The following is a 26,399-nucleotide window of genomic DNA, read 5'->3' as shown; positions in this document are numbered from 1 at the left end:
CTAACTCGCTTCACCTAGGCGACTGGAGATAACTCATGTTACATATCAAAAGCATACCTGCATTTAACGATAATTACATCTGGCTGATTCAAAATAGCGATCAGCGTTGTGCTATCGTCGATCCCGGAGACGCCAAACCGGTATTAGCCTACTTGAAAGAACATCAACTCACTCCAGAAGCGATCCTGATTACGCACCACCATCATGATCATATTGGTGGCGTTCCTGACATTGTTCACCATTACCCAGACATTAATGTTGTTGGGCCAAAACAGGAACCAATCCCTACCCTAACCCATCCTGTGCAAGATGGCGATCAAATCGAATTATTTGACGTTCGTTTTACCGTACTGGAACTACCAGGACACACTCTTGGTCATATAGGGTATGTTGGTGATGACAAGCTATTTTGTGGCGATGTGCTATTTTCTGCAGGGTGTGGCAGAGTTTTTGAAGGTACGATGGAGCAGATGTTCAATTCTCTTAACAAGCTACTGACACTGCCTGACAATACCGAGGTGTATTGCGCTCATGAATACACCACCAGCAACATTGCATTTGCAATGGCAGTTGAACCGGATAATCAAGAACTTAAACATTATCGCGATGATGTTATTCGCCTAAGAGCACAAGATAAAATAACATTGCCAACAACAATAAAAACTGAAAAAAACATTAATCCATTTTTACGCACTGAGGCGGCAACCATTGTAAAATCAGTGGCTAACCGCACATTAAATGCTGAGCCTTTGTCGATATTTACAGCACTACGTGAGTGGAAAAACGAATTTTAACGTTTTCTTACTTGTAATAAAGTCTGTACGACAAGTATTATCAGCAGCCAAATTAGAAAAAAGGCTGTCTTACATGCGAGTACATTTCAGTTGGGTATTGGCTCTGCTGCTTGCCGGTTGTCAAATTACCCAGCCAGAGAACCAAACAACACCTGAGACTAATGGAGACTCTTCATCTCAGTCTGATAGCGTAACAGAGTCTTCTGCTGTACAAGCAGAGCATGATACAGCTGCTATTCATAAACCTAAGGTTGCCACGCCACAAGAGCAAAGCGACCTTTGGAAACGTATTGGTATGCAATTAAAGATAGGTATTCCTAATAACCGTTCTGTTGCTTATTACCGTACTTGGTATCTAAAACATCCCAAACACCTAGAAATCGTTGCTCAGCGTGCGAAGCCATTCTTGTATTTGATTACTCAAAAAATCGAAGACCGAGGCTTACCATTAGAGCTCGCACTACTTCCTATTGTTGAAAGTGCATTTGATGCATTTGCTTACTCACATGGCAGCGCAGCTGGCCTGTGGCAGTTTGTACCGAGTACTGGCAAAATGTATGGTCTTGAGCAAAACTTTTGGTATGACGGTCGTCGTGACGTAGATGCTGCGACAGATGCCGCTCTAGATTATCTATCTGTGTTGGGCAAACGCTTCGACGGTGACTGGTATCAAGCAATCGCTGCCTATAATAGTGGCGGTGGTACAATCTCTCGAGCAATTCGCAAAAATGAGCGATTAAATAAGCCCACCGATTTTTTCTCCTTGGATCTACCAAAAGAAACCACGGGATATGTACCTAAGTTACTCGCTTTGGCTGATATCGTGGCACACCAGAAAAAATACGGTATCGACTTACCAGAGATTCCAAACGAACCAGTATTACAGCTCGTTGATCCCGATGAGCAGCTCGATCTCGCTATTGCTGCAAAATATGCGGGTATGAGCGTTAAGGAGCTCCAAAGCTATAACCCCGCTTATAATCAATGGGCAACAGCGCCAAATGGACCTCATCAATTACTTATCCCTGTTGGAAAAGTCACGACCTTTGACAAAAACCTTGCCGAAAACCAAGGCGATGGTATGAAGTTGATTCGTTACAAAGTTCAATCGGGTGATACGTTAAGTGTGATCGCAGCAAAACACAAAACGACGACTAAGGTGATCGAAACGGCGAACAGCCTATCAAGTAACGTGATTCGCGTCGGACAGTATTTGATGATTCCGACATCGGTAAAAGATCCGAAAGCCTATGCGTTAACAGCCAGTAACCGATTGAAGAGATTACAATCTCTCGCTCGTGGTCAATATAAGATAGATCATGTAGTACAAAGCGGTGAGAGCTTATGGACAATTGCCCGCCAAAATAATGTGTCATACCGTTCACTCGCCAAGTGGAATGGGATGAGCCCGCTCGACACATTACGTTTAGGGCAAAAACTGGTCATTTGGAAAACCAGCTCAGATGGCGCAATCATCCGTACAGTGTTCTACCATGTACGCAGCGGTGATTCACTCAGCACCATCGCACAACGATTTAAAGTCAAAACCAACGACATCATTCAATGGAATGATTTGGCGAATGAGAAATACCTGCAGCCGGGTCAAAAATTGAAACTCTACGTTGATGTCACCAAAGTGAGTGTTTAATACCTAAAAGAAAAGAGCCCTGTTGGGCTCTTTTCTTATATAGAGTTTAAACGATTAGCGTAATCGGAACGCCACCTGTAATGGGTTATGATCGGATGCATCACTTTTCGGCGCTTCAGCGTTAACTAAATCTAATCCTCGATAAAACACATGATCCAGAGCTAAACCATTAAAAAAGGTCACGCGGTTATCGGGAGAAAACGACACTTCCTCAAGACCAATCTTATGAAAAGCCTGCGTCAAGATATGCATGCGTCTTGAACTCCAACTATTAAAATCACCAGCAAGAATAATAGGTCCTCGATGGTGTCCTAATCGCTCTAATAGACGTTCAATTTGCGCCTCGTACTCGGCCGTGCCATACGTAAAATTAACCGCATGCAAGTTGACACTCGCTAATGTTTCTCCATTACTTAATGGGTATTCAGCATAGATACCAGATTTAGGTAAACGTAACCAAGGTTCTACCTCAGTGTAAGCGCAGGCGAGCTTGGGCATCACTTTCGAAAGGTTAAGCACCCCAGTCGATTCACCAAGAACCCTAAATGCATTGGCTTGGGCACCATCCCAATTATTAGCAGAAATCCAATTTTTTAAAGGCTCGGTCATACTCGCTTCTTGTAGAAACAATAAATCCGCCTGTTGGCTGTATTGAGTTAACGCTTGCGCCCAATTGTCGCGATTCTGCTTGTAAATATTCCAGACTAAGACATTGAGTTGACCAGCCCTATCGACCGCCTGTTCTGGATGACCTTGATAACAGACGAGTGGCTGCTCCTCACCTTCATCGTTGATGGTAAGTAATTGAGGGTGTTTAGGAATAGAAAAAATGGTCAGAAAACTGCTAACACCAGAGCCTATTAGCAGCAAACTAGAAAAGAATAAATAACGTTTTCTCATAATACCTACACTTCATTAGCAGGAAGGCAAGCCTTCCTGCTAATTGCGTCGCTGAGCCCGTTATCCATATTCCCCTAATAAGGGGGATAAGCTCATACCGCTAAAGGAGTTTAGATAGCTTCCTCATCTTCTTCACCAGTACGGATACGTACGATACGTTCCACTTCTGTGATGAAGATTTTGCCATCACCAATTTTACCAGTCTGAGCAACTTCGATAATGGTGTCAACACACTGATCAACCACATCGTCACCCACGACGATTTCCAATTTTACTTTAGGTAGAAAATCCACCATATATTCAGCGCCACGGTATAACTCAGTATGACCTTTTTGACGACCAAAACCTTTCACTTCTGATACTGTCATACCCGTAATACCAACATCCGCTAATGCTTCGCGAACGTCATCAAGTTTAAACGGCTTGATAATCGCTTCAATTTTTTTCATGTTCGTCCCTTAAACTTCATACACTTGCCGGCATTATTATCTAGCCTAGGCAAACAATCAACGAAAAAGCCTGAACCAAGGTCAGGCACTAGATAACTTTATTCAATTGGCTGATATTGAACACCTAAGTGTTATTTTAAACTCGCAAAATACGCAGCTAGGTTTTCAATATCATCATTACTCAAAATCGACATTTGCGCCTGCATCATATTTGCTAGGCCGCCTTTACGCTGTTTATTCTTGTAAGCTTGCATCGAAGACACAAGATACTGCTCGTTTTGACCTTTTAAACTTGGATATCCCGGAATAACAGCGACACCATTCGCACCATGGCAACCTAAACAGCCAGCCGCTTTTTTCTGTCCCGCTGCAATATCACCAGCCATTGCGTAACCTGCAAATACCGTGCTCATAATTGCTAAACTTAGCGTGAATACTCTCATTGCTTCACCTTTTTTTTATTTTATGTAAAGTTTGCCACGTTATGTGCAGATTTATCCCAGATGAGCTCACACTCCTGACCATAAAAATCACGGCTAACAAATAATCCTGCTATGGCGATAACTTGTTGTTGATAAAGTAGAATAGGTAACCTTCGACGTAACCAGCTTGGCACACCATATTCTTGATATAATTTTTTTAATTTGCGACTTCCAACTCGGCCATATGGACAAGCAGACAAACCAGTCGGGTCAAAAATAATATCCACTGACTTGCACTCTTTCGGCAATGCTATTTGCCCCTTTCCTGTGCGAATCAGTTGTAAGCTACCTAAAGAGTCGGGTAATACGACTGGCTGCTCTAACGTTAGCCGATCAGACCACTGCGAAATATCTCTTTGATGTGCAACGCAATACAAACGCTGCTGAAAACGACGAATATCATACTGACCTAAGGTTAATATGGGGTTGGCATCTAGGCTAGCTAACGCCACTTCATACCATATCATTTCAGTATGCTGCCGGCTTGGCATTGGTTGATTTAGCTGTTTTAACCAATAGCGGCATAATTGAAGTCTCACTTGCTCAGTACAATCTTGTAATTTTTCAATCGATAAGCTGCCATCTGAATAGAGCGCCTGATCCAGTTTATCGGCCAGTAACTCTTCAAGTAATAACTCTTGTTGAGCGCACAACTCAGCACTGCGCAGTACGGCTTGATGAAAGCCACTCCAGCGCTGCGTTAATAAAGGTACAATCTGATGACGCAAGAAATTCCGGTCAAAGCGCTCATCTTGATTACTTTCATCACTTACCCACTCTAGATGATGCTCATGAGCAAATGCTTCAATTTCACTGCGAGTCACACCTAATAAAGGACGTAACAACTGCCCCTGAGCAAAAGGCCCTAGGGCTCCCATGGAAGAAAGCCCTTTAGGGCCACTGCCGCGTTTTAACGCGAGCAAAAACGTTTCAATTTGATCATCGGCATGCTGGCCAAGCAATAAACAGTCACCATGAGATACATGCTTAGATAACGCGGCATATCGAGCCTCTCTAGCCACACGCTCTAAGCTCTGTCCGGACGAAAAATCTAAACTCACCTTTTCAACAACAACCGGAATACCAACCTTTTTACCCCAGCACACACACTGCTCTGCCCAATCATCGGCATGAGCACTGAGTCCATGATGAACATGTACGGCTAAACAATCGATCTTATGTGTATCACGATACTGAGCAAGCAGAGTTAAAAGAACATGAGAGTCTACTCCGCCACTAAAAGCAACGACCGCTTTATTTGGCGCAATATTACCCAGTTGTTCTGCAAAATAAGAGTAGAGTTCGGTCATTAAGTGTCAGTAATGAAATCAAATATATGAGCAAGTGTACCGCGTTGACTGAAAAACAAAAAGGGCTGGACTTAGTCCAACCCTTTGACATTTTTGTTCGAGTCATACTGCGGTGTATGACAAGATAAACTTAGCAGTAACCGTAGCTCATTAGACGTTGGTATCGACGATCTAGAAGGTCGTCTTGTTCCAATTTGTCTAGCTCAGCAAGTTGACGAATCAACGTTGCTTTCATGTTCGCGGCAGTTAACTCGTGATCGCGATGAGCGCCACCTAATGGCTCTTCAATGATCTCATCAATCAACTCAAGCTCTTTAAGGCGAGGAGCGATTAGACCCATTGCTTCTGCAGCTTGTGGGGCTTTATCTGAATCACGCCATAAGATTGAAGCACAACCTTCAGGAGAGATAACTGAATAAGTAGAGTACTGCAGCATGTTAACGTAATCGCCAACACCAATTGCAAGTGCACCACCAGAACCGCCTTCACCAACAACGTTACAAATAACAGGTACTTTTAAACCAGACATTACTTTAAGGTTCGTTGCGATTGCTTCAGATTGACCACGCTCTTCTGCACCAACACCTGGATAAGCACCCGCGGTATCAATGAAAGTGATGATTGGCATATTGAAACGCTCAGCCATTTCCATTAAACGTTTTGCTTTACGGTAACCTTCAGGTTTAGGCATACCAAAGTTACGCTTCACTTTTTCACGTGTTTCGCGACCTTTCTGGTGACCAATCACAATCACTGGACGGCCATCAATACGAGCCATACCACCAATAATCGCTTTATCATCAGCAAATGCGCGATCACCTGCTAGTTCATCAAACTCGGTAAACATGTGTTTGATGTAATCTAGAGTGTATGGACGTTGTGGGTGACGAGCAAGTTGAGCAACTTGCCATGCACCTAAATCACTGAACGTTTTCTTTTTAAGCTCTAAGCTTTTCTTTTCTAGCTGTTCAATCTCTTTTTCAAGATCCACAGAAGAATCACCGCCGTGAAGAGAAACATCACGAAGCGCCTGAATTTTGGCTTCCAGTTCTACAATAGGTTTTTCAAAATCTAGAAAATTGAGGCTCATCTAACGATCCTTTTTCTACTCAGTGGCAAAATGGCCACCGAATTTTTAGTTAAATTCGAGTTCTACTCGGTGGTTACCAAGTAGCTGTTTTAATTCGTCTAACAATGCATCATTGGGCGTTACACGCCACTCTGTACCAAGGGCTAGCCGGGCTCGTGCATCGGCGCGTTGGTAATACACATTGACAGGTACGGTTCCTGCTCGGTGAGGCTCTATGATCTGACTAAAGCGCTCAAAAAATTGTTCATCTATCTGCGATTGTTCAATCGACAGAGATAAACCACGGGCGTATTTCTCTCGCGCGCTGCCCAAATCCATAACTTCGCGCGCCGACATTTTAAGACCACCGTTGAAGTCATCAAAGCTGACCTGTCCGGAAACGACCAAAATTTTATCTTTTTCTAACAATTCTGCATAGCGATCTAAAGCATCTGAAAACAGCATCACTTCCATTCGCCCAGAACGGTCATCCAGTGTAAGCAAACCAATTCGCGATCCTCGCTTAGTTGTCATCACACGGGCGTTAATCACTAACCCTGCCACTGTTAAAGACTGATCACGTCGAGTTGGTGCAGCCTCATTCAACCGGCAACTGGTATAGTTATTTAACTCTTTTAAATACGCATTAATCGGGTGGCCGGTTAAGTATAGTCCGAGTGTTTCCCGCTCCCCTTCTAACCAGACCTTTTCAGGCCAAGGTGGAACTTGAGTATACTTTTGTTCAACCTCTTCGGGAGCATCGGTCAACACACCAAACATGTCAGCCTGCCCAAAAGCTTCCGCTTGATGGTATTGGTTAGCCGATTTCACCGCATCATCCAAAGATGCCATCATAGCAGCTCTGTGTGGACCTAAACGATCTAAAGCACCTGCGTAAATAAGTTTTTCAATCACGCGTTTATTCACGCGTTTTAAATCAATTCGTGCACAAAAATCAAATAGGTCTTTGAAATAACCGCCTTCTTCGCGCGCTTGGCAAATCGCGTCGATAGGACCTTCACCAACCCCTTTAATTGCGCCGATACCATACACGATCGCACCATCATCGTCGACATTAAAGCGATATAAGCCTTTATTGATGTCTGGTGGTAATACCGCTAATCCCATGCGGTTGCATTCATCAACCAAGCCAACCACTTTCTCAGTATTATCCATGTCGGCCGTCATTACCGCCGCCATAAATTCTGCTGGATGGTGAGTTTTAAGCCAAAGAGTTTGATACGAAACTAAAGCATAAGCAGCAGAGTGCGATTTGTTAAATCCATAACCAGCAAATTTTTCCACCAAGTCGAAGATTTTCATCGCTAGCTCACCATCAATACCGTTATTTTCGGCACCTGATTGGAAAACTGCGCGCTGTTTCGCCATTTCTTCTGGCTTTTTCTTACCCATTGCACGGCGCAACATGTCTGCACCGCCAAGCGTATAGCCAGCGAGAACCTGTGCTATCTGCATTACCTGTTCTTGATACAAGATAATGCCATATGTAGGTTCAAGTATTTCTTTTAACGACTCATGTTGCCACTTTTCATCGGGGTAGGAAATTTCTTCTTGACCGTGTTTACGGTCGATAAAGTTATCTACCATACCTGATTGCAATGGCCCAGGACGGAACAACGCCACCAATGCGATGATATCTTCAAAACAGTCTGGCTGAAGTCGTTTAATCAACTCTTTCATACCGCGAGATTCCAACTGGAATACAGCCGTCGTTTCAGAGTTTTTCAAAATGGTAAATGACGCAGGGTCTTCAAGATCAATCGCTTCAATACGAACAGGAGGCAACCCTTTCTTTTCTTGACGTGGGTTAATCATCCCCAATGCCCAGTCAATGATTGTTAGCGTTCTCAAGCCTAAGAAGTCAAACTTAACTAGGCCCGCGTATTCCACATCATTTTTATCAAACTGAGTAACTGGATGATTACCTTCTGCATCACAATATAACGGTGCAAAATCGGTAATGGTGGTCGGTGAAATCACCACCCCACCAGCGTGTTTACCGGCATTACGTGTACACCCTTCAAGGATGCGACACATATCGATCAGCTCTTTGACTTCTTCGTCATTGTTATAAAGCTCACCTAAAGCGGGTTCCGCGGCGAATGCCTTTTCCAAGGTCATACCTGGATCAGGTGGAATTAGCTTAGAAATACGATCACAGAAACCAAATGGATGGCCCAACACCCGACCAACATCACGAACCACCGCTTTCGCAGCCATGGTACCAAACGTAATGATCTGAGATACCGCATCACGTCCATACATATCTGCAACGTGATCGATCACCTTATCACGTTTATCCATACAGAAATCGACATCGAAATCGGGCATAGAGACACGTTCAGGGTTCAAGAAACGTTCGAACAGCAAATCGTATTTAAGTGGATCGAGGTCCGTGATTTTAAGCGAATATGCCACCAATGAACCGGCACCAGAACCACGGCCTGGCCCAACAGGGATATCGTTATCTTTCGACCATTGGATGAACTCCATTACGATCAAAAAGTAACCAGGAAATCCCATCTGGTTAATTACCCCAAGCTCGCGTTCAAGTCGAGCATCATATTCGGGGCGTTTTTCTAACCGCTCTTGCTCATCGGGATATAAAAATTCAAGGCGCTCTTCTAGACCATGGTGAGACTTTTTAATCAGATAGTCTTCAATCTCCATCCCTTCTGTCGGGAAGTTAGGTAGAAAATATTCGCCTAAGCGAACAGTGACGTTACAACGCTTGGCAATTTCTACCGTATTAACTAAAGCTTCTGGAATGTCAGCAAATAGCTCACACATCTCATCTTCACTACGAAGATATTGTTGTGGACTGTAATTTTTGGGGCGACGTGGATCATCGAGAGTATAACCATCATGGATCGCGACTCGAATTTCATGAGCATCAAATAGATCCTCAGTTAAGAACACCACATCATTGGTTGCAACAACAGGAAGACTTTCTTGTTCTGCTAAATCTAAAGCAAAATGCAGATACGTTTCTTCATCTAAACGGCCGGTACGAGTCAGCTCTAGATAGAAGTTATCTTTAAAATGGGTTTGATAAAAATCGACGCATTGGCGCACTGTCGCCATATTACCTTTGAGCAAAGCTCGGCCAATCTCGCCCCATTTACCACCGGAAATGATAATCAACCCTTCCGCACGTTCAATAAGCCATTCTTTGTCAATGACGGGTTGATGCTGAACATGACCGCGTAAATAAGCCTCTGAGATTAACAAGGTCAGGTTTTTGTAACCCGTATTATCTTTCGCCAGAATCGTCAGCTTAGTGAGCTCATCACCAAACTCTTCTGATTGCATTAGAAAGTCGGCACCAACAATCGGTTTAACACCGCTCTTGTTAGCATTACCGTAAAATTTCACCAAGCCGCATAGGTTAGTAAAATCAGTGAGTGCCATTGCCGGCATGCCCATTTCGGCCACTTTTTTCACTAATGGTGGAACCTTACCGATCCCATCAACCATTGAGTAGTCACTATGAATGCGTAAGTGGATAAACTTTGGGTCAGACATTCAATTCAATCCTGGCTTTAAATATTCTTTGTTCTTCATTCTACGCAAAAGCGTCACAAATTTCAGAGTGCTATTGGCTTTTATGCAAGCCCTAACGCACGCTTCACTGGACCAAAACTCTTACGATGTTCATCAATAACACCATATTCTTCAATAGCGGCAAAATGCGCTTTGGTTGGATAACCTTTGTGTTGAGCAAAACCAAATTCAGGATGCTTTTTATCCAACTCTTCCATCTCATGGTCGCGAATCACTTTGGCAATAATTGATGCTGCACTAATTTCTGCAACTCTTAAATCGCCCTTCACCACCGCCTGAGCTTCCATCGGCAAGTTAGGAACTTTATTACCATCAATGACCACAAAATCAGCTGTTACAGATAATCCAGCCACGGCACGCTGCATGGCAACCATTGTCGCCTGAAGTATATTTAATTCATCTATTTCTTGCGGAGAACAACGGCCAACAGACCAAGCTAATGCTTTTTGTTGAATTTCAGGAAACAGTGCCAGACGCTTTTTCTCAGATAGTTTCTTTGAATCTGTTAACCCAGCGATTGGGTTATTGGGATCTAGAATGACGGCAGCAGTAACAACATCACCGACTAAAGGGCCTCGTCCAACTTCATCCACACCTGCAATATATTGGAAGCCTTGCGGATATTCGTATGGAGGTAATTCTTTTTGCTCTTTTTTAGGCATGAACAGGCTTCTCTATTAAAGTTAATACCGCATTTGCAGCTTGTTGATCGGCATCTTTGCGGATCCAATGGTGCATTTCATCAAATTTTTCTAACATCGCTTGATTATCACCATCTAGAACTTGGCTGACATGTTGATACAGGTTTTCCACTGTACAGTCATCTTGTAATAGCTCGGTCACTAGAGGTTGATCCGCCAATATATTAGGCAGTGAAACATATTTCGTTTTCAACAAACGCTTAGCCAAGAAAGCCGTAAATGCATTCACTTTATAACCAACCACCATCGGCCGCTTAAGCAACATACACTCTAATGCGACCGTTCCAGAAGCCAACATAACGGCATCAGACGCTGCGATTACGTTGCGAGCGGTGTCATCAACAAGAGTAAATTCCAACTCGGGCGCAATGTCTTGCCATACTTGCTCAAATTCAGCACGACGCTTTTGATTCACCAACGCGACAATGAAACTCAAGTTAGGATGAGTGTCTTTGAGTTTTTGGCAAGTACGAATAAAAGGCTCTGCCAACATTTTCATTTCGCTACCGCGGCTACCTGGTAATACCGCTAACCATTGACGGTCGGAATTGAGTCCAAGCTGCTCCTGAGCGAATCGTCTGTCTGTTTTGTAGGGAATCGCATCTGCAAGTGTATGACCAATAAATTCACATGGAACATTGAATTTATCGTAGAACGCTTTTTCAAACGGCAAAAATGCCAGCACCAAGTTCGTTGCAGCTTCGATTTTAAAAATACGCTTTTGACGCCATGCCCACACTGATGGACTCACGTAATGCACCGTTTTTATACCCGCTTGTTTCAAATCGAGTTCGAGGCGCAAGTTAAAGTCTGGAGCATCAATACCAACAAACACATCGGGTGGATTTTGGGTAAAATACTTTACGAGTTCTGCTTTGATTTTTAATAAACGAGGCAAACGGCCAAGGACTTCAACTAACCCCATTACCGCCAGCTCTTCCATATCAAAGAGAGATTGACACCCTTGTTCGATCATCTTTGGGCCGCCAATACCGACAAATTCTGCATCAGGGTATTGAGCCTTTATCGCTTTGATAAACCCCTCGCCAAGAGTATCTCCAGATAACTCTCCAACAACGATGCCGATACGTAGTGGTTTTTCCACACTCAAATCCTCTTACCAGCTTAATGCCATTTTATGAATAATAACTGTAGAGACAGACACTCCATCGAATGTGACAGCCCAGTTTTTCATTCATAAAAAGGAAAAATATCACCAGCCTAAAAATGGAAAAGATCGCTGCCCTAAAGCAGCGATCTTAAGTCTTATACACACGACAGCACTATTAACGAATAATGCCACGTGTTGATGTTTCAAGGAAATCTAAGAAACGCTGCACAGCAGGAAACTCGGCAGTCTCTTGCGCAATTTGTGCTTTCGCTTCTTCAAGGGTAATCCCTGAACGATAAATCGCTTTATAAGCGCGGCGAATCGCGTGAATTTCACTCTTTTCAAAACCACGACGCTTCAAGCCTTCCACGTTAATACCAAATGGTTCGCAGTGATTGCCTTGAGCCATTACATATGGAGGCACATCTTTCACGACAATAGAACCACCACCTAGCATCGCGTGAGCACCTACTTGGCAGAATTGGTGAATCGCAGACATACCACCAATAATGGCATTATCTTCGATAGTAACGTGACCAGCTAGCGTTGCATTGTTAGCAAAAATACAACTGTTCCCCACCACACAGTCATGGGCAACGTGAGCGTTAATCATAAAGAGGTTATCATTACCTACTTTAGTAATACCGCTGTCTTGTATCGTACCACGGTGCATAGTAACGCTTTCACGAATCGTATTGCGGTCGCCGATAATCAATTGAGTATCTTCGCCTTTATATTTCAGATCCTGACACTCTTCACCAATAGAGGCGAATTGAAAAATACGGTTTTCTTTACCGATTTTTGTTGGCCCTTTCACAACCACATGAGACAGCAATTCTGTGCCTTCATCGATCTCGACTTTGCTATCAACAAAGCAGAATGGGCCAATTTTTACGTTAGCACCGATAACGGCACCTTCTTCTACCACCGCTGATGGGTGGATTTGTGCTGTTTCGTGGATCATATTAAAACTCTCGACGTGCACATTTCAGTTCAGCTGAACATACCACTTCGCCATCAACTTTCGCTGTACCATGAAATAGAGCGATGCCGCGGCGTTCTTTGACAAATTCCACTTCGACCATCAGTTGATCACCAGGGCCAACTGGACGACGGAACTTCGCATTATCAATACTAGCAAAGTAATACAATTCATTTTCTTTTGGTGCGCCAAAAGTTTTGAAAGCAAGGAGGCCTGTTGCTTGAGCCATTGCTTCAAGGATAAGGACACCAGGGAATACAGGTAGTTGAGGGAAATGACCAGTAAACTGAGGCTCATTCACTGAAACGTTTTTCAGACCAATTAAGTATTTGCCTTCTTCATAATCAGTAACACGATCAATCAGCAAAAATGGGTAGCGATGAGGAAGAAGCGCCTGAATTTCAGTGATATTCATCGTTTTCTTTTCAGTAGTCAAAGTCATATTCCTATTCAAAATTACATATTAATTTAATCTGCGGGCATTATAGACGAAAAAGACTCGCAGCATGCGAGCCTTTTTGACAAAAAAGCCAATTTAAGCGTCTTTTTTTCGCTCAAGTTGCTTTTCAACAGCTTTCAATCGTTTATTCATTTCGTCAATTCTATGAACACGTGTTGCTGTTTTGCGCCATTCTTTATTGGTTTGTAGAGGAATCCCGGAAGAATATACCCCTTTTTCTGGGATGCTACGCATCACCATACCCATACCAGTAATCGTCACGCCATCGGCAATCTCAATGTGACCATTAAGCACAGAAGCGCCACCGATAATGCAATATTTACCTATCGAAGTACTGCCGGCAACAATAGTACCACCAGCCATCGCTGTACCATATCCGATGTGAACATTGTGAGCAATTTGCATCTGGTTATCGATGATGACGTTATCTTCAATAATCGTATCTTCTAGGGCACCACGGTCGATAGTGGTACAAGCACCGATCTCAACGCGATTACCTACGCGAACAGAACCAAGCTGAGGGATTTTAATCCACTCACCTTTTTCATTCGCATAACCAAAACCATCGGCACCGATCACTGTGCTGGATTGCACCAAACAGTCATCGCCTAGGACAACATTGTGGTAAATGGTCACATTAGCCCAAAGCTTAGTATTATGACCAATTTTGGCATGTTTACCGATGAAACAACCGGCACCAATCACCACGTTATTACCTAGCTCAACGCCAGATTCAATCACAGCATTAGCACCGATAGATACGTTATCACCTAACTTAGCATCATCGGCAATGACCGCACTCGGCGCAATACCTGTAGCTGGAGATGGCGTGGTATCTAATGCTTGAGTAACACGAGCAAAAGCCACATACGGATCAGCAACCACCAACGCATTGGATGGGCACAATTCACGCTCTGATTCTCTTACCATAATTACCGTCGCTTTACATGCAGCGAGGTGTTTACTGTATTTAGGATTAGACAGGAAAGTAACATCACCTTCCTGAGCTTTGTCCATAGGAGCAACAGCAGAGACAACAACAGAGCTGTCACCATGTAACTCACCACCAGTAATAGTTGCCAATTCGGCTAAAGTTAGTGTGATCATAATAACGATTACTTAATAGATTTAATGACTTCTTGTGAGATGTTGTATTCAGGTTTGCCGTACTGCATAGCACTGATATCAACAATCATATCATAGCCATCTTTCTTCGCGACTTTTTGAACCGCATCTTGAATGATCTTAAATAGTTTGTGTTTTTCTTCTGCTTCACGGCGTTTAGATTGGTTTTCTAACGCTTGAGCTTTCACTTTGTATTTACTTTGTAACTGGCCAATTTCAATACGCAATTTTTCTTGGTCGTCATCACTCATTAGCGAAGAATCACGTTTCAGTTTTTGCATTTTCTTTTGTGCAGTTTCTTGGATGCTTTTCAGTTCATCCGCTTTATCTTTGAACTCTTTCTGCAGTTTTTGCAACACGACTTCACGTTGTGGCAATGATTGGAAAACCTCTGCAGTGTTGATGAAGCCGACTTTTTGTGCCGCTTCAGCAGCATTAGCAAAGAATGATGAGCTAAGAATAACAAGGCTTACACCTGCCGCTTTGAAGATACTTTTCAAAATATAGTCCCCTAAAAGGTTTTTCCGATAGTAAAGGTAAAGAATTCTTCGTCATCACCTTCGTATTTTTTAATTGGCTTAGCTACAGAGAACACTAATGGTCCCATTGGTGATACCCACTGTAATGCCACGCCCCATGAAGAACGGTAGTTCGTTGGATCTGAATAGTCGTAATAGTACTTGTCACCATATGCAACAGATCCATTATAATCAAATTCAGTATCCCAGACACTCGCCATATCAAAGAAGACACTGGTTCGAATTTGGTTTTGAACTTCTTCTGAGACAAACGGAGTCGGTACAATCAGCTCAGCACTTGCAAGTGCTGTCGCGTTACCACCCACAGATTCATCCGTTGCAGTATCAGTACCGTTGTTGGAATCCGCATAACTACGATATACCGCTTTAGGACCTGCTGTGTTAGAGCTAAATCCGCGCAGTGTAGAGAAACCACCCGCATAAAAGTTTTCATAAAATGGATAGAGGTTATCTACACCATTTGTTTGACCATATCCGTTACCGTAACCTAAACGGCCACGGAGCAATAACGTAAAATCTTGTTTCTTAGTCAACGGAATATATTGGCGCACGTCATACTGCATCTTAAAGTAAAGCGCATCAGAACCAGGTACGGTCATATCATAGTATGCACGTTGGTAGTTACCTTCTGTTGGGAAGTAACCACGGTTCAGGTTATTACGTGTCCAAGTAAGGCTGACATCAAAGTCATCCGTCACTAAACTGCCGTCTGAAGAAACATTATCAGCTTGCGCTTCTAAGAACTGCTCGACTTGTAAATAAGGTTTTAAGTTACCGATTTTGCTGTGTGTGTAGCCCACACCAAGTTCAAGACGGTTCAATTCATTAACCGGGAAGCCCCACGTTAAATTAGTACCGTAACTGGTGTTATCATAGTCGACGATACCAGCATCAGATGCCTCAAATTTATTGATAAAGACTTTACCACCCAAGCTAACGCCATCTAATGTAAAGTAAGGGTCTTTATACTCTAACGTCACATTTTTCTGGTAGTCATTGGTCGTCGCACTGATGCTTACACGGTTACCTGTACCCAAGAAGTTATCTTGTGTTAAACCGACTTGGAAGCTGACCCCTGATTCAGTACCGTAACCAACACCGAAGTTAATACTGCCAGAGTTAGCCTCTTTGACGTTATAAACCACATCGACTTGGTCGTCTGTACCAGGCACACGCTGTGTTTGTACATCCACTTTTTCGAAATAACCCAAACGGTTCAAGCGCTTTTTACCCGTTTCGATTGATTTCGAGTTTAACCAGCTACCTTCCATTTGACGCATTTCACGGCGCAACACTTCATCTTTAGTAATCGTGTTACCAGTAAATCGGATATCACGCACATACATACGTTTACCCGGGTCAACCTGAACGGTTAATGAGACTTCTTGCTTGTCATCATCAAATGTTGGCACAGTGCGAACTTGAGGATACGCGTATCCTGCTTCACCTAAAACTTTCTTAACGTTCTCTTCTAATGAGGTAACCGCTGAGCCCTTATAAACGCTGCCCATATCGAAATCGACGAGTTTTTCAAACTCATCTTTCTTACCGATTAGATCACCTTTAAACTGCACGTCTTTTACCGTGTAAGGCTTTCCTTCGTGCAGATTAAGCGTGATATAAACGCCTTTCTTATCTGGAGAAATCGACACTTCTGTCGACTCTACTTTAAACTTAAGGTAACCGCGATCTAGGTAGTAACTTTTCAGTTTTTCCAAATCACCCGCCAGTACCTGCTTTTGATACTTATCGCTAGAGAGGAAATTCCACCAAGAGACATCTGCATTCAAATCAAATTTGGATAACAACTCATCATCAGTAAAGACCTTATTACCGATAAAGTTGATTTGCTTGATTTTTGCAGAGACACCTTCAGTGAAAACAAATTTCAAATCAGCACGGTTACGTGGCAATGGGGTCACTACCGCTTTTACTGTGGCGTTGTATTTACCAACACTGTAGTAAAAGTCTTCTAAACCTTTCTCAATATTGCTCAGTTTAGTACGATCAAGAGCTTCACCAACTCGAATATTAGACGCATCTAAGTTCTGTTTCAGTTGATCTTCTTTAATCGCTTTGTTACCAGAAAAAGAAACACTCGCAATGGTTGGGCGTTCTTTAACTTTCACAACCAAAGCTGAACCATCACGGAATACTTCAACATTTTCAAAGTTACCGGATGCATACAGTGATTTGATAATATCTGCAATATCTTGTGAGTCTACGGTATCACCCACACGTACTGGCATTTTCAATAATGCAGCACCTAGAGCGACACGTTGAAGCCCCTCTATTTGGATGTCCTGTACAACAAAGTTTTCGGCACCATACGCTGACACGCTTGTTGCGAGCAGTGTCGCGAGGAGGATCTTTTTCATCGCCATATTTGTTTGAGTTATTCCTTACTACAACCCTTGCCTAATGCTTGAAATCACAGGCGAGTAAAATCATTAAATATTGCCACGGCCATTAAAGAGAAAATGATGGCTCCACCAATGCGATATCCCATCTCCTGCACTTTTTCTGGCACAGGGCGACGAATTACAGCTTCAATAGCAAAGAACAGTAGATGTCCACCATCGAGCATTGGTAATGGGACAAGGTTGATGATTCCTAGGTTGACACTAATCAGTGCCAAAAAGCCAAGAAAATACACCAAGCCATAATCCGCCGTCGCTCCCGCTCCCTTCGCGATAGAGATAGGGCCACTAAGATTATTTAAACCGACATCACCTACTATCAACTTTTTCAGCATACTGACAGTAAGATCAATAATTTGTCCTGTTTTATCAACCGCTTTACCAAAAGATTCAACAACACCAAACTGCTGTTCGAATCGATAATCTGCCGGCCAATCCGCTACTTTCGGAGCAATTCCTGCAAACCCGATCACTTTTCCTTTGCTAAGTTCGCGACGCTCAGGAGTCAAAGTCACTGAGACTAACTGATCATGACGTAAAACATCAATGATCAATGACTTATTTGGGTGATTTTGTATGCTGTCTACAACTTGTTGCCATGTCGAGATCTTTTGACCATCGATAAATTGCAACTTATCACCTACTTTTAGTCCTGCTTTTGCGCCAGCACCATCTTCAGAGACATTCACTAACGTCAACGAAATCTTAGGCGTAAATGGTTTAAAACCAAGCGCTCCCATAGCAGACTCTGATTCGGGGTCAAAGTTCCAAGTCTTTAGATCTAATGTTTTGATTTCTTGGACTCCGACACCTTCTGGGTCAGAAACCGTCATAGTAAGCGACTCGTCACCAATGTGTGACGCTAGCTCCATATTCACCGATTCCCAATCTGGGGTATGCACACCAGAAACGGAAATGACTTCCATACCACTTTTCAACCCACCATCAGAGGCAATAGAATAAGGAGTCACGTTTCCAATCACCGGTTTTACAGAAGGAACGCCGATAGTAAACACTAACCAATAGGCAAAAATAGCGAAAAGAAAATTAAAAATCGGTCCAGCACTCACTACGGCAGCTCGCTGCCATAGCGACTTTTTATCAAAAGCTTGGTTTTGTAATTCTGGTGGCACATCATCGACACGGCCATCCAGCATTTTAACGTAACCACCGAGCGGAATAGCCGCAATGCTGTATTCAGTACCGTCTTTGCCAACTCGTTTCCATAACGCTTTACCAAACCCAATAGAAAATTTTTCTACCTTGATACCACAGCGCCTTGCCACCCAAAAGTGACCAAATTCATGCACTGCCACCAAAATACCTAGGGCGACAATGAAAGCGACTAAATTCCATATTATGCCAGTCATAATTAATGCTCTTTCAATACCTGTTGAGCCTGTTTGCGAGCTATTGTATCTAGCTCAAGTAAGGTTTCCAAGTCATAGCTATGTAACGAACTGTTAGCTGCACATACGTTAGACAACACCTTTTCATTAACCACTGCGATATCTGTAAAGCGAATTTGACCTTTAAGAAAGGCATCGACAGCAACTTCGTTGGCAGCATTTAAAGACGTAGTCGCATGCTGGCCTTCATAACAAGCATCAATTGCCAGTTTTAGACATGGGTAACGGGCGAAATCGACGTCAAGGAATGTGAGTTCACCTAACTGAGTAAAATCGAGAGGAGCAACTCCCGCATCAATACGCTGCGGATAATTCATCGTCACCGAAATAGGAGTCGCCATATCCGGCTCGCCCATTTGTGCTATCACCGAACCATCTTTGTATTGCACCATTGAATGAATCACTGACTGGGGATGAATCAAAACTTTTAATTGCTCTTTCGACGCATTAAACAACCAGCGAGCTTCAATGTACTCAAGACCTTTATTCATCATGGTTGCTGAATCGACAGAGATTTTTGGCCCCATTGACCAATTAGGATGAGCGATGGCCTGCTCGGGAGTTACACTGGATAAAGTGCTCACGTCACTGTAACGAAACGGCCCACCTGACCCCGTCAATAAGATATGAGAAACGCCTGCACCGGATAAGTCACAACGCCCCATTTTAGTTTGGATATCCGCAGGCAAACATTGAAAAATAGCATTGTGTTCACTATCTACCGGAAGCAGCTCTGCACCATATTTTTCAACCGCATCAATGAACAGCTGGCCAGACATGACTAGAGCTTCTTTGTTCGCAAGTAGAATACGCTTGCCGGCTTTCACCGCAGCCATGGTAGGCAACAATCCTGCAGCACCTACAATAGCGGCCATTACCGTATCAACTTCATCTAATGCAGCGACTTGGCACATCGCCTCTTCGCCATACAGTACTTCAACATTCAGTTTTAACTCTTGGCACTGGTTTTTCAGCTCTTTTGCAGCATCTGCCGTTGCCATAACAGCGTATTTCGGTCGCCACGTTTCACAAAGTTGACGCATCTTAGTCACATTACGTCCGGCCACTAAAGCAACAATAGAAAATTGTTCCTTATTCTGAGCGACAACCTTTAACGTACTATCTCCAATTGAGCCAGTAGCACCTAGAATCGTTAACTTACGCATAGCTAAAACCGTTGTTAAAGAAAGCAGGTGACATTCTCACCTGCTCACTAATTAGAAAAAGAAATAAAGAAATGCAAATACTGGGAAAGCCGCGGTTAGGCTATCAATTCGGTCTAAAATACCGCCGTGCCCAGGAATGATATTACTGCTGTCTTTTATATCGGATACACGTTTAAACATACTTTCAACCAAATCACCGAGCACTGAAATACCTGCAGTGCATAATATAGTGACATACATCATGACAGATGAAGTAAACGCCAAGTCAAATAGGTAAGCGAATACGGTTCCGACAATCACAGAGATGACTAAACCACCGAGTAGACCTTCGATAGTTTTATTTGGGCTGACTGCAGGAGCCATTTTGTGTTTACCAAAACTCTTGCCAGCAAAGTAGGCCCCACTATCCGCAGACCAAACGATCAAACATACAAACAGCACTAGTTTGGCACCATGGTACAGATCAACGCCCATGGATTCAGCTCTGAGAAAAACGACACTCCAGTAAAATGGTAATAGCGTCAAAATACCAAATAAATGACGTAATAGACTCGAATTTTCCCACCACGGTCGGGATTTAGGATAACTTACCGTAAGAAAGCTAGAAACAATCCACCATAAAGTGCCTACAACCAAAAATGAGTGGTGAACTGACGTTAAATGATTCAATGAGTCAATATCAGGATTGATCCAAGCAAAACTTGCCAGACCAATGATCACAGAAGGAATGATTGCCAGTGTGCGATTTTTAGAGTTAACAAACTGAGTCCACTCCCAAAAACCGACCAAAGTAATGACAGCTAAAGCGAAAATAAACCAAGCAAGGGGCAGAAAAATAATGCCCAAGATAACGAGGGGGGCAAGAATGAGCGCTGTAATAATTCTTTGCTTCAAACTTTAGGTCCTATTTATTTGTCCATTAAGGCCTTGATCTGCTCACCGGTGCAGCCAAAACGGCGCTCGCGATTTACAAACCATGAGATAGCTTCAATTAGGCTATCTTCTCCAAATTCAGGCCAATAGAGCGGCGTAAAATACATCTCAGCATAGGCTAATTGCCACAGTAAAAAGTTACTGATTCGGCATTCACCGCTGGTACGAATAAGTAGATCCACATCAGGTAAATCAGACATCGCGACGTGCTTACTCATCACCTCTTCAGTGATGTCTTCCGGTGCTAACTCTCCTTGCTCTACTTGCTGAGCAAGAACTTTGGCCGCTTGGGTAATATCCCATTTACCACCGTAGTTTGCCGCAACATTGAGGGTCATACCGGTATTATTACGAGTTAACTCTTCCGCCTGAGCAATTTTCTTCTGCAAGCGTTGGCTAAAGCGAGTTTTATCGCCAATGATACGTAAACGAATGTTGTTTTTGTGAAGGCGTTTCACTTCAGCAGAAAGGACGGTAATGAAAAGTTCCATTAATAACCCGACCTCATCTTCAGGCCGACGCCAGTTTTCACTACTGAATGCGAACAAGGTAACAGCCTTGATATCAAGCTTAGCAGCTGTCGAAATGGTTTTCCGAACTGCATCCACTCCTTTTTTATGACCAAATACCCGTGGTTTACCACGCTCTTTCGCCCAACGTCCGTTGCCATCCATAATGATAGCGATGTGCTGAGGGAGTGCCTCAGAAGAGAGTTGTGAATCTTGCATTGTAAACTTTGTTTTGTACCAAATGACGTTAGATAGTACCGAATAAAAAAACGCTGAGCTGTAAGCACAGCGTTTTTTTTATTTAATTATTAAAATTCTTAGACGTCCATCAACTCTTTTTCTTTAGCAGCAAGCAGATCGTCAACTTTTTTAACCGCTAGGTCAGTTAGTTTTTGAATCTCTTCTTGTGCTTTACGGTCTTCGTCTTCTGAAATTTCTTTATCTTTTAACAAAGCTTTTAAATCGCCATTAGCATCACGACGGATGTTACGAATTGCAACACGGCCACCTTCAGCTTCACCACGTACGATTTTAACTAGATCGCGACGACGTTCTTCTGTTAGTGGTGGAAGTGGTACACGAATAACTGTACCTGCAGACATAGGGTTTAAGCCAAGGTCAGCAGTCATGATTGCTTTTTCAACTTTAGGCGTCAGCTCTTTATCAAACACAGTGATTGCAAGAGTACGCGCATCTTCAGCAACTACGTTAGCAACTTGGTTTAGAGGAGTTGGAGCACCATAGTATTCCACTGAAATACCAGACAATAGGCTTGGGTGCGCACGACCAGTACGAATCTTAGTCAGGTTGTTTTTCAGCGCTTCAACGCTTTTATCCATACGCTCTTGAGCGTCTTTTTTGATCTCATTAATCACGATATCACCTTAAATTCTTTTTTATCTCGAGAGTGATTATACTTAAGCGCTGATTAGCGTACCTTCCGCTTCACCCATAACAACACGGCGAAGAGCGCCTGGTTTGTTCATGTTGAAAACACGGATTGGCATAGAGTGATCACGAGCCAGCGTAAATGCGGCTAGGTCCATCACTTTCAGCTCTTTATCTAACACATCATTATAAGCGAGCTTATCATAGAGTTGTGCATCAGGGTTAGCGACAGGATCGGAACTGAATACACCGTCAACTTTTGTTGCTTTTAATACAACATCCGCTGAGATTTCAATACCGCGTAAACATGCAGCTGAATCAGTTGTAAAGAATGGGTTACCTGTACCTGCAGAGAAGATAACAACACGGCCATCACGTAACTGACTAATTGCTTCTGCCCAGTTGTAATCATCACAAACGCCGTTAAGTGGGATAGCTGACATAACACGAGCATTAACATAGGCACGATGCAGAGCATCACGCATTGCTAGACCGTTCATCACAGTCGCTAGCATTCCCATGTGGTCACCAACAACACGGTTCATTCCCGCTTTTGCTAGGCCTGCGCCGCGGAACAAGTTACCGCCACCAATGACAACCCCTACTTGTACGCCTAATTCAATCAATTCTTTGATCTCTTGAGCCATACGATCAAGAACGGTTGGATCAATACCAAAACCTTCTTCACCTTGCAGTGCTTCACCGCTAAGTTTTAACAAAATCCGTTGATATGCTGGTTTAGGGTTCGTTGTCATGGATCTTACCTTCCAAAGAGAGTGGTTAATTAACAGTCAAGAATAAATTCTAAAACGCGGGACTACATAGACCAAATGTAGTGTGTTGTATTTAGAACCAATTCGTCACAATTAACATCACAACAATCGTGAAAAGACCGCAGCCTAGGCTACGGTCTTTAATTAGGCAATATCGTAAAAGATTAACCTTTTTGAGCTGCTGCTACTTCTTCAGCAAAGCTCATTTCTTCTTTCTTCTCGATACCTTCACCTACTTCTAGGCGAACGAAACCAGATACTGTAACGCCTGCTTCTTTAAGCACTTCGCCAACAGTTTTCTTAGGTTCCATGATGAACGCTTGACCAGTTAGAGAGATTTCGCCAGTGAATTTCTTCATACGGCCAACAACCATTTTCTCTGCGATTTCAGCTGGTTTGCCTTCGTTCATTGCAATTTCAACTTGAACAGCTTTTTCTTTCTCAACTACGTCAGCAGGTACGTCAGAAGGGTCTAGGTATTCTGGACGTGATGCAGCAACGTGCATTGCTACGTGTTTAAGAGTTTCTGCATCGCCTTCACCAGCAACAACAACACCGATTTTCTCGCCGTGACGGTAAGAAGCAACGTGTGCGCCATCGATGTAAGAAACACGACGGATATTGATGTTTTCACCAATTTTTGCAACTAGAGCGATACGAACATCTTCGAATTTAGCTTGAAGCTCTTCAGCAGATAGCTTTTCTGCAGCTGCAGCTGCAGCAACTTCTTCAGCGAACGCTTTGAAGCCAGTGTCTTTAGCAACGAAGTCAGTTTGGCAGTTGATTTCAACTAGAGCAGCAAAACCTTCGCCTTCTTTGATGATGATGGTACCTTCAGCAGCCACATTACCTGCTTTTTTAGCAGCTTTAGCAGCACCGCTTTTACGCATGTCTTCAATTGCTTGTTCGATGTTGCCATCTGTAGCAACAAGCGCTTTCTTACATTCCATCATACCTGCGCCAGTACGTTCACGCAGTTCTTTTACTAGAGCAGCAGTAACAGCCATTCTCTATTCCTCAGTTTGATTCTGGATGTGGTAAAAATTGGGGGCCTACATCTTCGGCCCCCAATACTAACTATAACTTACTCTACCGTGACACCTTGATGACACGCTAGGTTAAGTGTGACTTAGAGCCGCTATTATTCAGCTTCTACGAAACCGTCTTTTTCTGCAGCTGCTGCTTGAGCAACGTCTTTGTTACGACCTTCGTTTACAGCTTCAGCAGCAGCGTTTAGGTAAAGTTGAACAGCGCGGATTGCGTCGTCGTTACCTGGTACGATGTAGTCGATACCGTCTGGGTTAGAGTTAGTATCAACAACAGCAAATACAGGAATACCTAGGTTGTTTGCTTCTTTAACAGCGATGTGCTCGTGATCAGCATCGATTACGAATAGAGCATCTGGAAGACCGCCCATGTCTTTGATACCACCAAGAGATTTCTCTAGCTTCTCCATTTCGCGAGTACGCATTAGAGCTTCTTTCTTAGTCAGTTTATCAAAAGTACCGTCAGTAGACTGAACTTCTAGGTCTTTTAGACGTTTGATTGATTGACGAACAGTTTTCCAGTTAGTTAGCATGCCGCCCAACCAACGGTTGTTTACGTAGTATTGGTTGCTTGCAATAGCAGCTTCTTTAACAGCTTCAGATGCAGCGCGTTTAGTACCAACAAAAAGAACTTTACCTTTTTTCTCGCCTAGCTTGTTTAGTTCAGCTAGAGCTTCGTTGAACATAGGTACAGTTTTTTCTAGGTTGATGATATGAACTTTGTTGCGAGAACCAAAGATGAATGGTTTCATTTTTGGGTTCCAGTAACGAGTCTGGTGACCGAAGTGAACACCAGCTTTAAGCATATCGCGCATTGATACAGTTGCCATTATATAATCCTCTATGGGGTTAGGCCTCCACACTCCCCATGCATCCGACTCTGTCTATGCAGAGCACCCCGGAACACGTGTCGGAATGTGTGTGATTTAAAATTAAAGTATGGAACACTTACTCGGCTTCGCCAAAGTGAAGAAAACAGAGTGAGAGTTCGGCGCGCTTTATACCATATTTTACCCTTTACTGGCTAGTAAAAATTGTTTTATCTCGGCTAATCACTCAGTGAACTTGAGATAAATTCTTATTCGTATTAATTGGATTATTGCGCTTCCGTAGTGCCCTGTTACAATGTTACCCCATCGCACACCTGTGCTTAGAAAACAATTGAGAAAGCCGATGTCTGTAAAAATCAAGAATGCTGAAGAAATCGAGAAAATGCGCGTCGCGGGTCGCTTAGCGGCTGAAGTGCTAGAAATGATTGAACCATATGTAAAACCTGGCGTGACCACTGAAGAATTGGATCAAATTTGCCACAAATACATCACTGAAGTTCAAGGCGCGATCCCAGCACCTCTTAACTACCACGGTTTCCCTAAATCTATCTGTACATCGATTAACCACATCGTTTGTCATGGTATTCCTGCAACTGAAGATTCTGAGTTTGGCCCATTTGTTCGACCAGCAGTACTCAAAGATGGCGATATCATGAACATCGATATTACCGTGATTAAAGATGGCTACCACGGTGATACGTCGAAAATGTTCCATGTAGGTGAAGTTTCTCCTGCAGACAAACGTCTATGTCTTGTTGCACAAGAATGTTTGTACCTTTCTTTGAAAAAAGTAAAACCGGGCGCTCAGCTGGGTGAAATTGGTACATCAATTGAAAAGCACATCAAAACCAACAACAAAAACAACCCACGCATGAAGTTCTCTATCGTTCGCGACTACTGTGGTCATGGTGTTGGTGCTGAATTCCACGAAGAACCACAAGTGGTTCACTACCGTAACAGTGATCGCACAGTGCTTCGTGAAGGCATGATTTTCACGATCGAACCTATGATTAATGCAGGTAAATTTGGTTGCCGTATTGATGAAGAAGATAACTGGACTGTATACACCGCAGATGCGAAGAACTCAGCTCAGTGGGAACATACACTACTCGTGACAAAAGACGGCTGTGAAATTCTAACACTACGCGAAGAAGAAACGATTCCTCGTCACTTCCATAACGCGTAATTTAACTTGCCGTTTCATTTTATTGATATCCCTGCCTCGCAGGGATATTTTTTTATCTACGTCAATCTGCTACATTCTATTCCA

At 43.1% G+C, this 26,399-nt stretch carries 24 protein-coding genes; 3 read left to right on the top strand and 21 right to left on the bottom strand.

What is annotated here, in order from left to right:
• Nucleotides 1-35: 35 nt before the first annotated feature.
• Together gloB and I1A42_RS02225 are read left to right on the top strand one after the other, a co-directional pair.
• Entirely contained in the window at nt 36-794 is a 759-nt protein-coding gene (gene gloB, locus I1A42_RS02230) for a hydroxyacylglutathione hydrolase (RefSeq protein WP_161152962.1), read from the top strand.
• A 73-nt stretch (nt 795-867) separates the two neighbouring features.
• Nucleotides 868-2,442, top strand: coding sequence for a LysM peptidoglycan-binding domain-containing protein (locus I1A42_RS02225; RefSeq protein ID WP_161152963.1), 1,575 nt, complete (start codon nt 868-870; stop codon nt 2,440-2,442).
• Between the two features lie 54 nt (nt 2,443-2,496).
• On the opposite strand, the gene I1A42_RS02220 is transcribed toward I1A42_RS02225, so the two are convergent.
• From I1A42_RS02220 to rpsB, 21 genes are all read right to left on the bottom strand, one after another.
• A complete protein-coding gene (locus tag I1A42_RS02220) occupies nt 2,497-3,342 on the bottom strand; it encodes an endonuclease/exonuclease/phosphatase family protein (RefSeq protein ID WP_161152964.1) in 846 nt (281 codons plus the stop codon).
• Between the two features lie 110 nt (nt 3,343-3,452).
• Nucleotides 3,453-3,791 (bottom strand): nitrogen regulatory protein P-II, encoded by a 339-nt coding sequence (glnB, locus tag I1A42_RS02215; RefSeq protein WP_161152965.1) that lies wholly within the window; start codon nt 3,789-3,791, stop codon nt 3,453-3,455.
• A 131-nt stretch (nt 3,792-3,922) separates the two neighbouring features.
• Nucleotides 3,923-4,234: a c-type cytochrome gene (locus I1A42_RS02210; protein WP_196122541.1), complete on the bottom strand. Its 312-nt coding sequence runs from the start codon at nt 4,232-4,234 to the stop codon at nt 3,923-3,925.
• Nucleotides 4,235-4,254: 20 nt separating this feature from the next.
• The gene (tilS, locus tag I1A42_RS02205) at nt 4,255-5,583 is read right to left on the bottom strand and encodes a tRNA lysidine(34) synthetase TilS (protein WP_161152967.1); all 1,329 of its coding nucleotides are present in this window, start codon (nt 5,581-5,583) and stop codon (nt 4,255-4,257) included.
• Nucleotides 5,584-5,713: 130 nt separating this feature from the next.
• A complete protein-coding gene (gene accA, locus I1A42_RS02200) occupies nt 5,714-6,673 on the bottom strand; it encodes an acetyl-CoA carboxylase carboxyl transferase subunit alpha (protein WP_161152968.1) in 960 nt (319 codons plus the stop codon).
• A gap of 45 nt (nt 6,674-6,718) precedes the next feature.
• Complete coding sequence (dnaE, locus tag I1A42_RS02195) at nt 6,719-10,198, bottom strand: DNA polymerase III subunit alpha (protein WP_161152969.1); 3,480 nt, start codon at nt 10,196-10,198, stop codon at nt 6,719-6,721.
• Nucleotides 10,199-10,278: 80 nt separating this feature from the next.
• Nucleotides 10,279-10,899 (bottom strand): ribonuclease HII, encoded by a 621-nt coding sequence (gene rnhB / locus I1A42_RS02190; protein ID WP_196122539.1) that lies wholly within the window; start codon nt 10,897-10,899, stop codon nt 10,279-10,281.
• Complete coding sequence (gene lpxB, locus I1A42_RS02185) at nt 10,892-12,043, bottom strand: lipid-A-disaccharide synthase (RefSeq protein ID WP_196122537.1); 1,152 nt, start codon at nt 12,041-12,043, stop codon at nt 10,892-10,894. Before lpxB ends, rnhB begins: the two co-directional genes overlap by 8 nt.
• A 181-nt stretch (nt 12,044-12,224) precedes the next feature.
• Complete coding sequence (gene lpxA / locus I1A42_RS02180) at nt 12,225-13,013, bottom strand: acyl-ACP--UDP-N-acetylglucosamine O-acyltransferase (protein WP_161152972.1); 789 nt, start codon at nt 13,011-13,013, stop codon at nt 12,225-12,227.
• Nucleotide 13,014: 1 nt separating this feature from the next.
• The gene (gene fabZ, locus I1A42_RS02175; protein ID WP_196123763.1) at nt 13,015-13,446 is read right to left on the bottom strand and encodes a 3-hydroxyacyl-ACP dehydratase FabZ; all 432 of its coding nucleotides are present in this window, start codon (nt 13,444-13,446) and stop codon (nt 13,015-13,017) included.
• Between the two features lie 120 nt (nt 13,447-13,566).
• The gene (gene lpxD, locus I1A42_RS02170) at nt 13,567-14,598 is read right to left on the bottom strand and encodes a UDP-3-O-(3-hydroxymyristoyl)glucosamine N-acyltransferase (RefSeq protein WP_161152974.1); all 1,032 of its coding nucleotides are present in this window, start codon (nt 14,596-14,598) and stop codon (nt 13,567-13,569) included.
• Between the two features lie 8 nt (nt 14,599-14,606).
• Complete coding sequence (locus tag I1A42_RS02165; RefSeq protein WP_161152975.1) at nt 14,607-15,116, bottom strand: OmpH family outer membrane protein; 510 nt, start codon at nt 15,114-15,116, stop codon at nt 14,607-14,609.
• An 11-nt stretch (nt 15,117-15,127) separates the two neighbouring features.
• On the bottom strand, nt 15,128-17,539 hold the full coding sequence (gene bamA / locus I1A42_RS02160) for an outer membrane protein assembly factor BamA (RefSeq protein WP_161152976.1): 2,412 nt from the start codon (nt 17,537-17,539) through the stop codon (nt 15,128-15,130).
• A gap of 47 nt (nt 17,540-17,586) precedes the next feature.
• The gene (gene rseP, locus I1A42_RS02155) at nt 17,587-18,945 is read right to left on the bottom strand and encodes a sigma E protease regulator RseP (RefSeq protein WP_161152977.1); all 1,359 of its coding nucleotides are present in this window, start codon (nt 18,943-18,945) and stop codon (nt 17,587-17,589) included.
• A gap of 2 nt (nt 18,946-18,947) precedes the next feature.
• Nucleotides 18,948-20,150 carry a 1-deoxy-D-xylulose-5-phosphate reductoisomerase gene (ispC, locus tag I1A42_RS02150; protein ID WP_161152978.1) on the bottom strand — a complete coding sequence of 401 codons (1,203 nt, stop codon included), beginning with the start codon at nt 20,148-20,150 and terminating at the stop codon, nt 18,948-18,950.
• A 51-nt stretch (nt 20,151-20,201) separates the two neighbouring features.
• Nucleotides 20,202-21,044 (bottom strand): phosphatidate cytidylyltransferase, encoded by an 843-nt coding sequence (locus tag I1A42_RS02145; RefSeq protein ID WP_196122535.1) that lies wholly within the window; start codon nt 21,042-21,044, stop codon nt 20,202-20,204.
• A 14-nt stretch (nt 21,045-21,058) separates the two neighbouring features.
• Nucleotides 21,059-21,811, bottom strand: coding sequence for an isoprenyl transferase (locus I1A42_RS02140; RefSeq protein ID WP_161152980.1), 753 nt, complete (start codon nt 21,809-21,811; stop codon nt 21,059-21,061).
• A 98-nt stretch (nt 21,812-21,909) separates the two neighbouring features.
• On the bottom strand, nt 21,910-22,467 hold the full coding sequence (gene frr / locus I1A42_RS02135) for a ribosome recycling factor (RefSeq protein ID WP_196122533.1): 558 nt from the start codon (nt 22,465-22,467) through the stop codon (nt 21,910-21,912).
• Nucleotides 22,468-22,509: 42 nt separating this feature from the next.
• A complete protein-coding gene (gene pyrH / locus I1A42_RS02130; protein ID WP_161152982.1) occupies nt 22,510-23,235 on the bottom strand; it encodes a UMP kinase in 726 nt (241 codons plus the stop codon).
• A gap of 182 nt (nt 23,236-23,417) precedes the next feature.
• Complete coding sequence (gene tsf, locus I1A42_RS02125; protein WP_161152983.1) at nt 23,418-24,260, bottom strand: translation elongation factor Ts; 843 nt, start codon at nt 24,258-24,260, stop codon at nt 23,418-23,420.
• Nucleotides 24,261-24,394: 134 nt separating this feature from the next.
• Nucleotides 24,395-25,129 carry a 30S ribosomal protein S2 gene (rpsB, locus tag I1A42_RS02120; protein ID WP_161152984.1) on the bottom strand — a complete coding sequence of 245 codons (735 nt, stop codon included), beginning with the start codon at nt 25,127-25,129 and terminating at the stop codon, nt 24,395-24,397.
• A 295-nt stretch (nt 25,130-25,424) separates the two neighbouring features.
• Here rpsB and map point away from each other — a divergent pair, with 295 nt between their 5' ends.
• A complete protein-coding gene (map, locus tag I1A42_RS02115; protein ID WP_161152985.1) occupies nt 25,425-26,315 on the top strand; it encodes a type I methionyl aminopeptidase in 891 nt (296 codons plus the stop codon).
• Nucleotides 26,316-26,399: the final 84 nt, after the last annotated feature.

It is taken from the genome of Vibrio nitrifigilis, assembly GCF_015686695.1.
Classification (GTDB): domain Bacteria; phylum Pseudomonadota; class Gammaproteobacteria; order Enterobacterales; family Vibrionaceae; genus Vibrio; species Vibrio nitrifigilis.
Note: the sequence above shows the minus strand (reverse complement) of the source record. Positions and strands in the feature narration are given on the sequence as shown.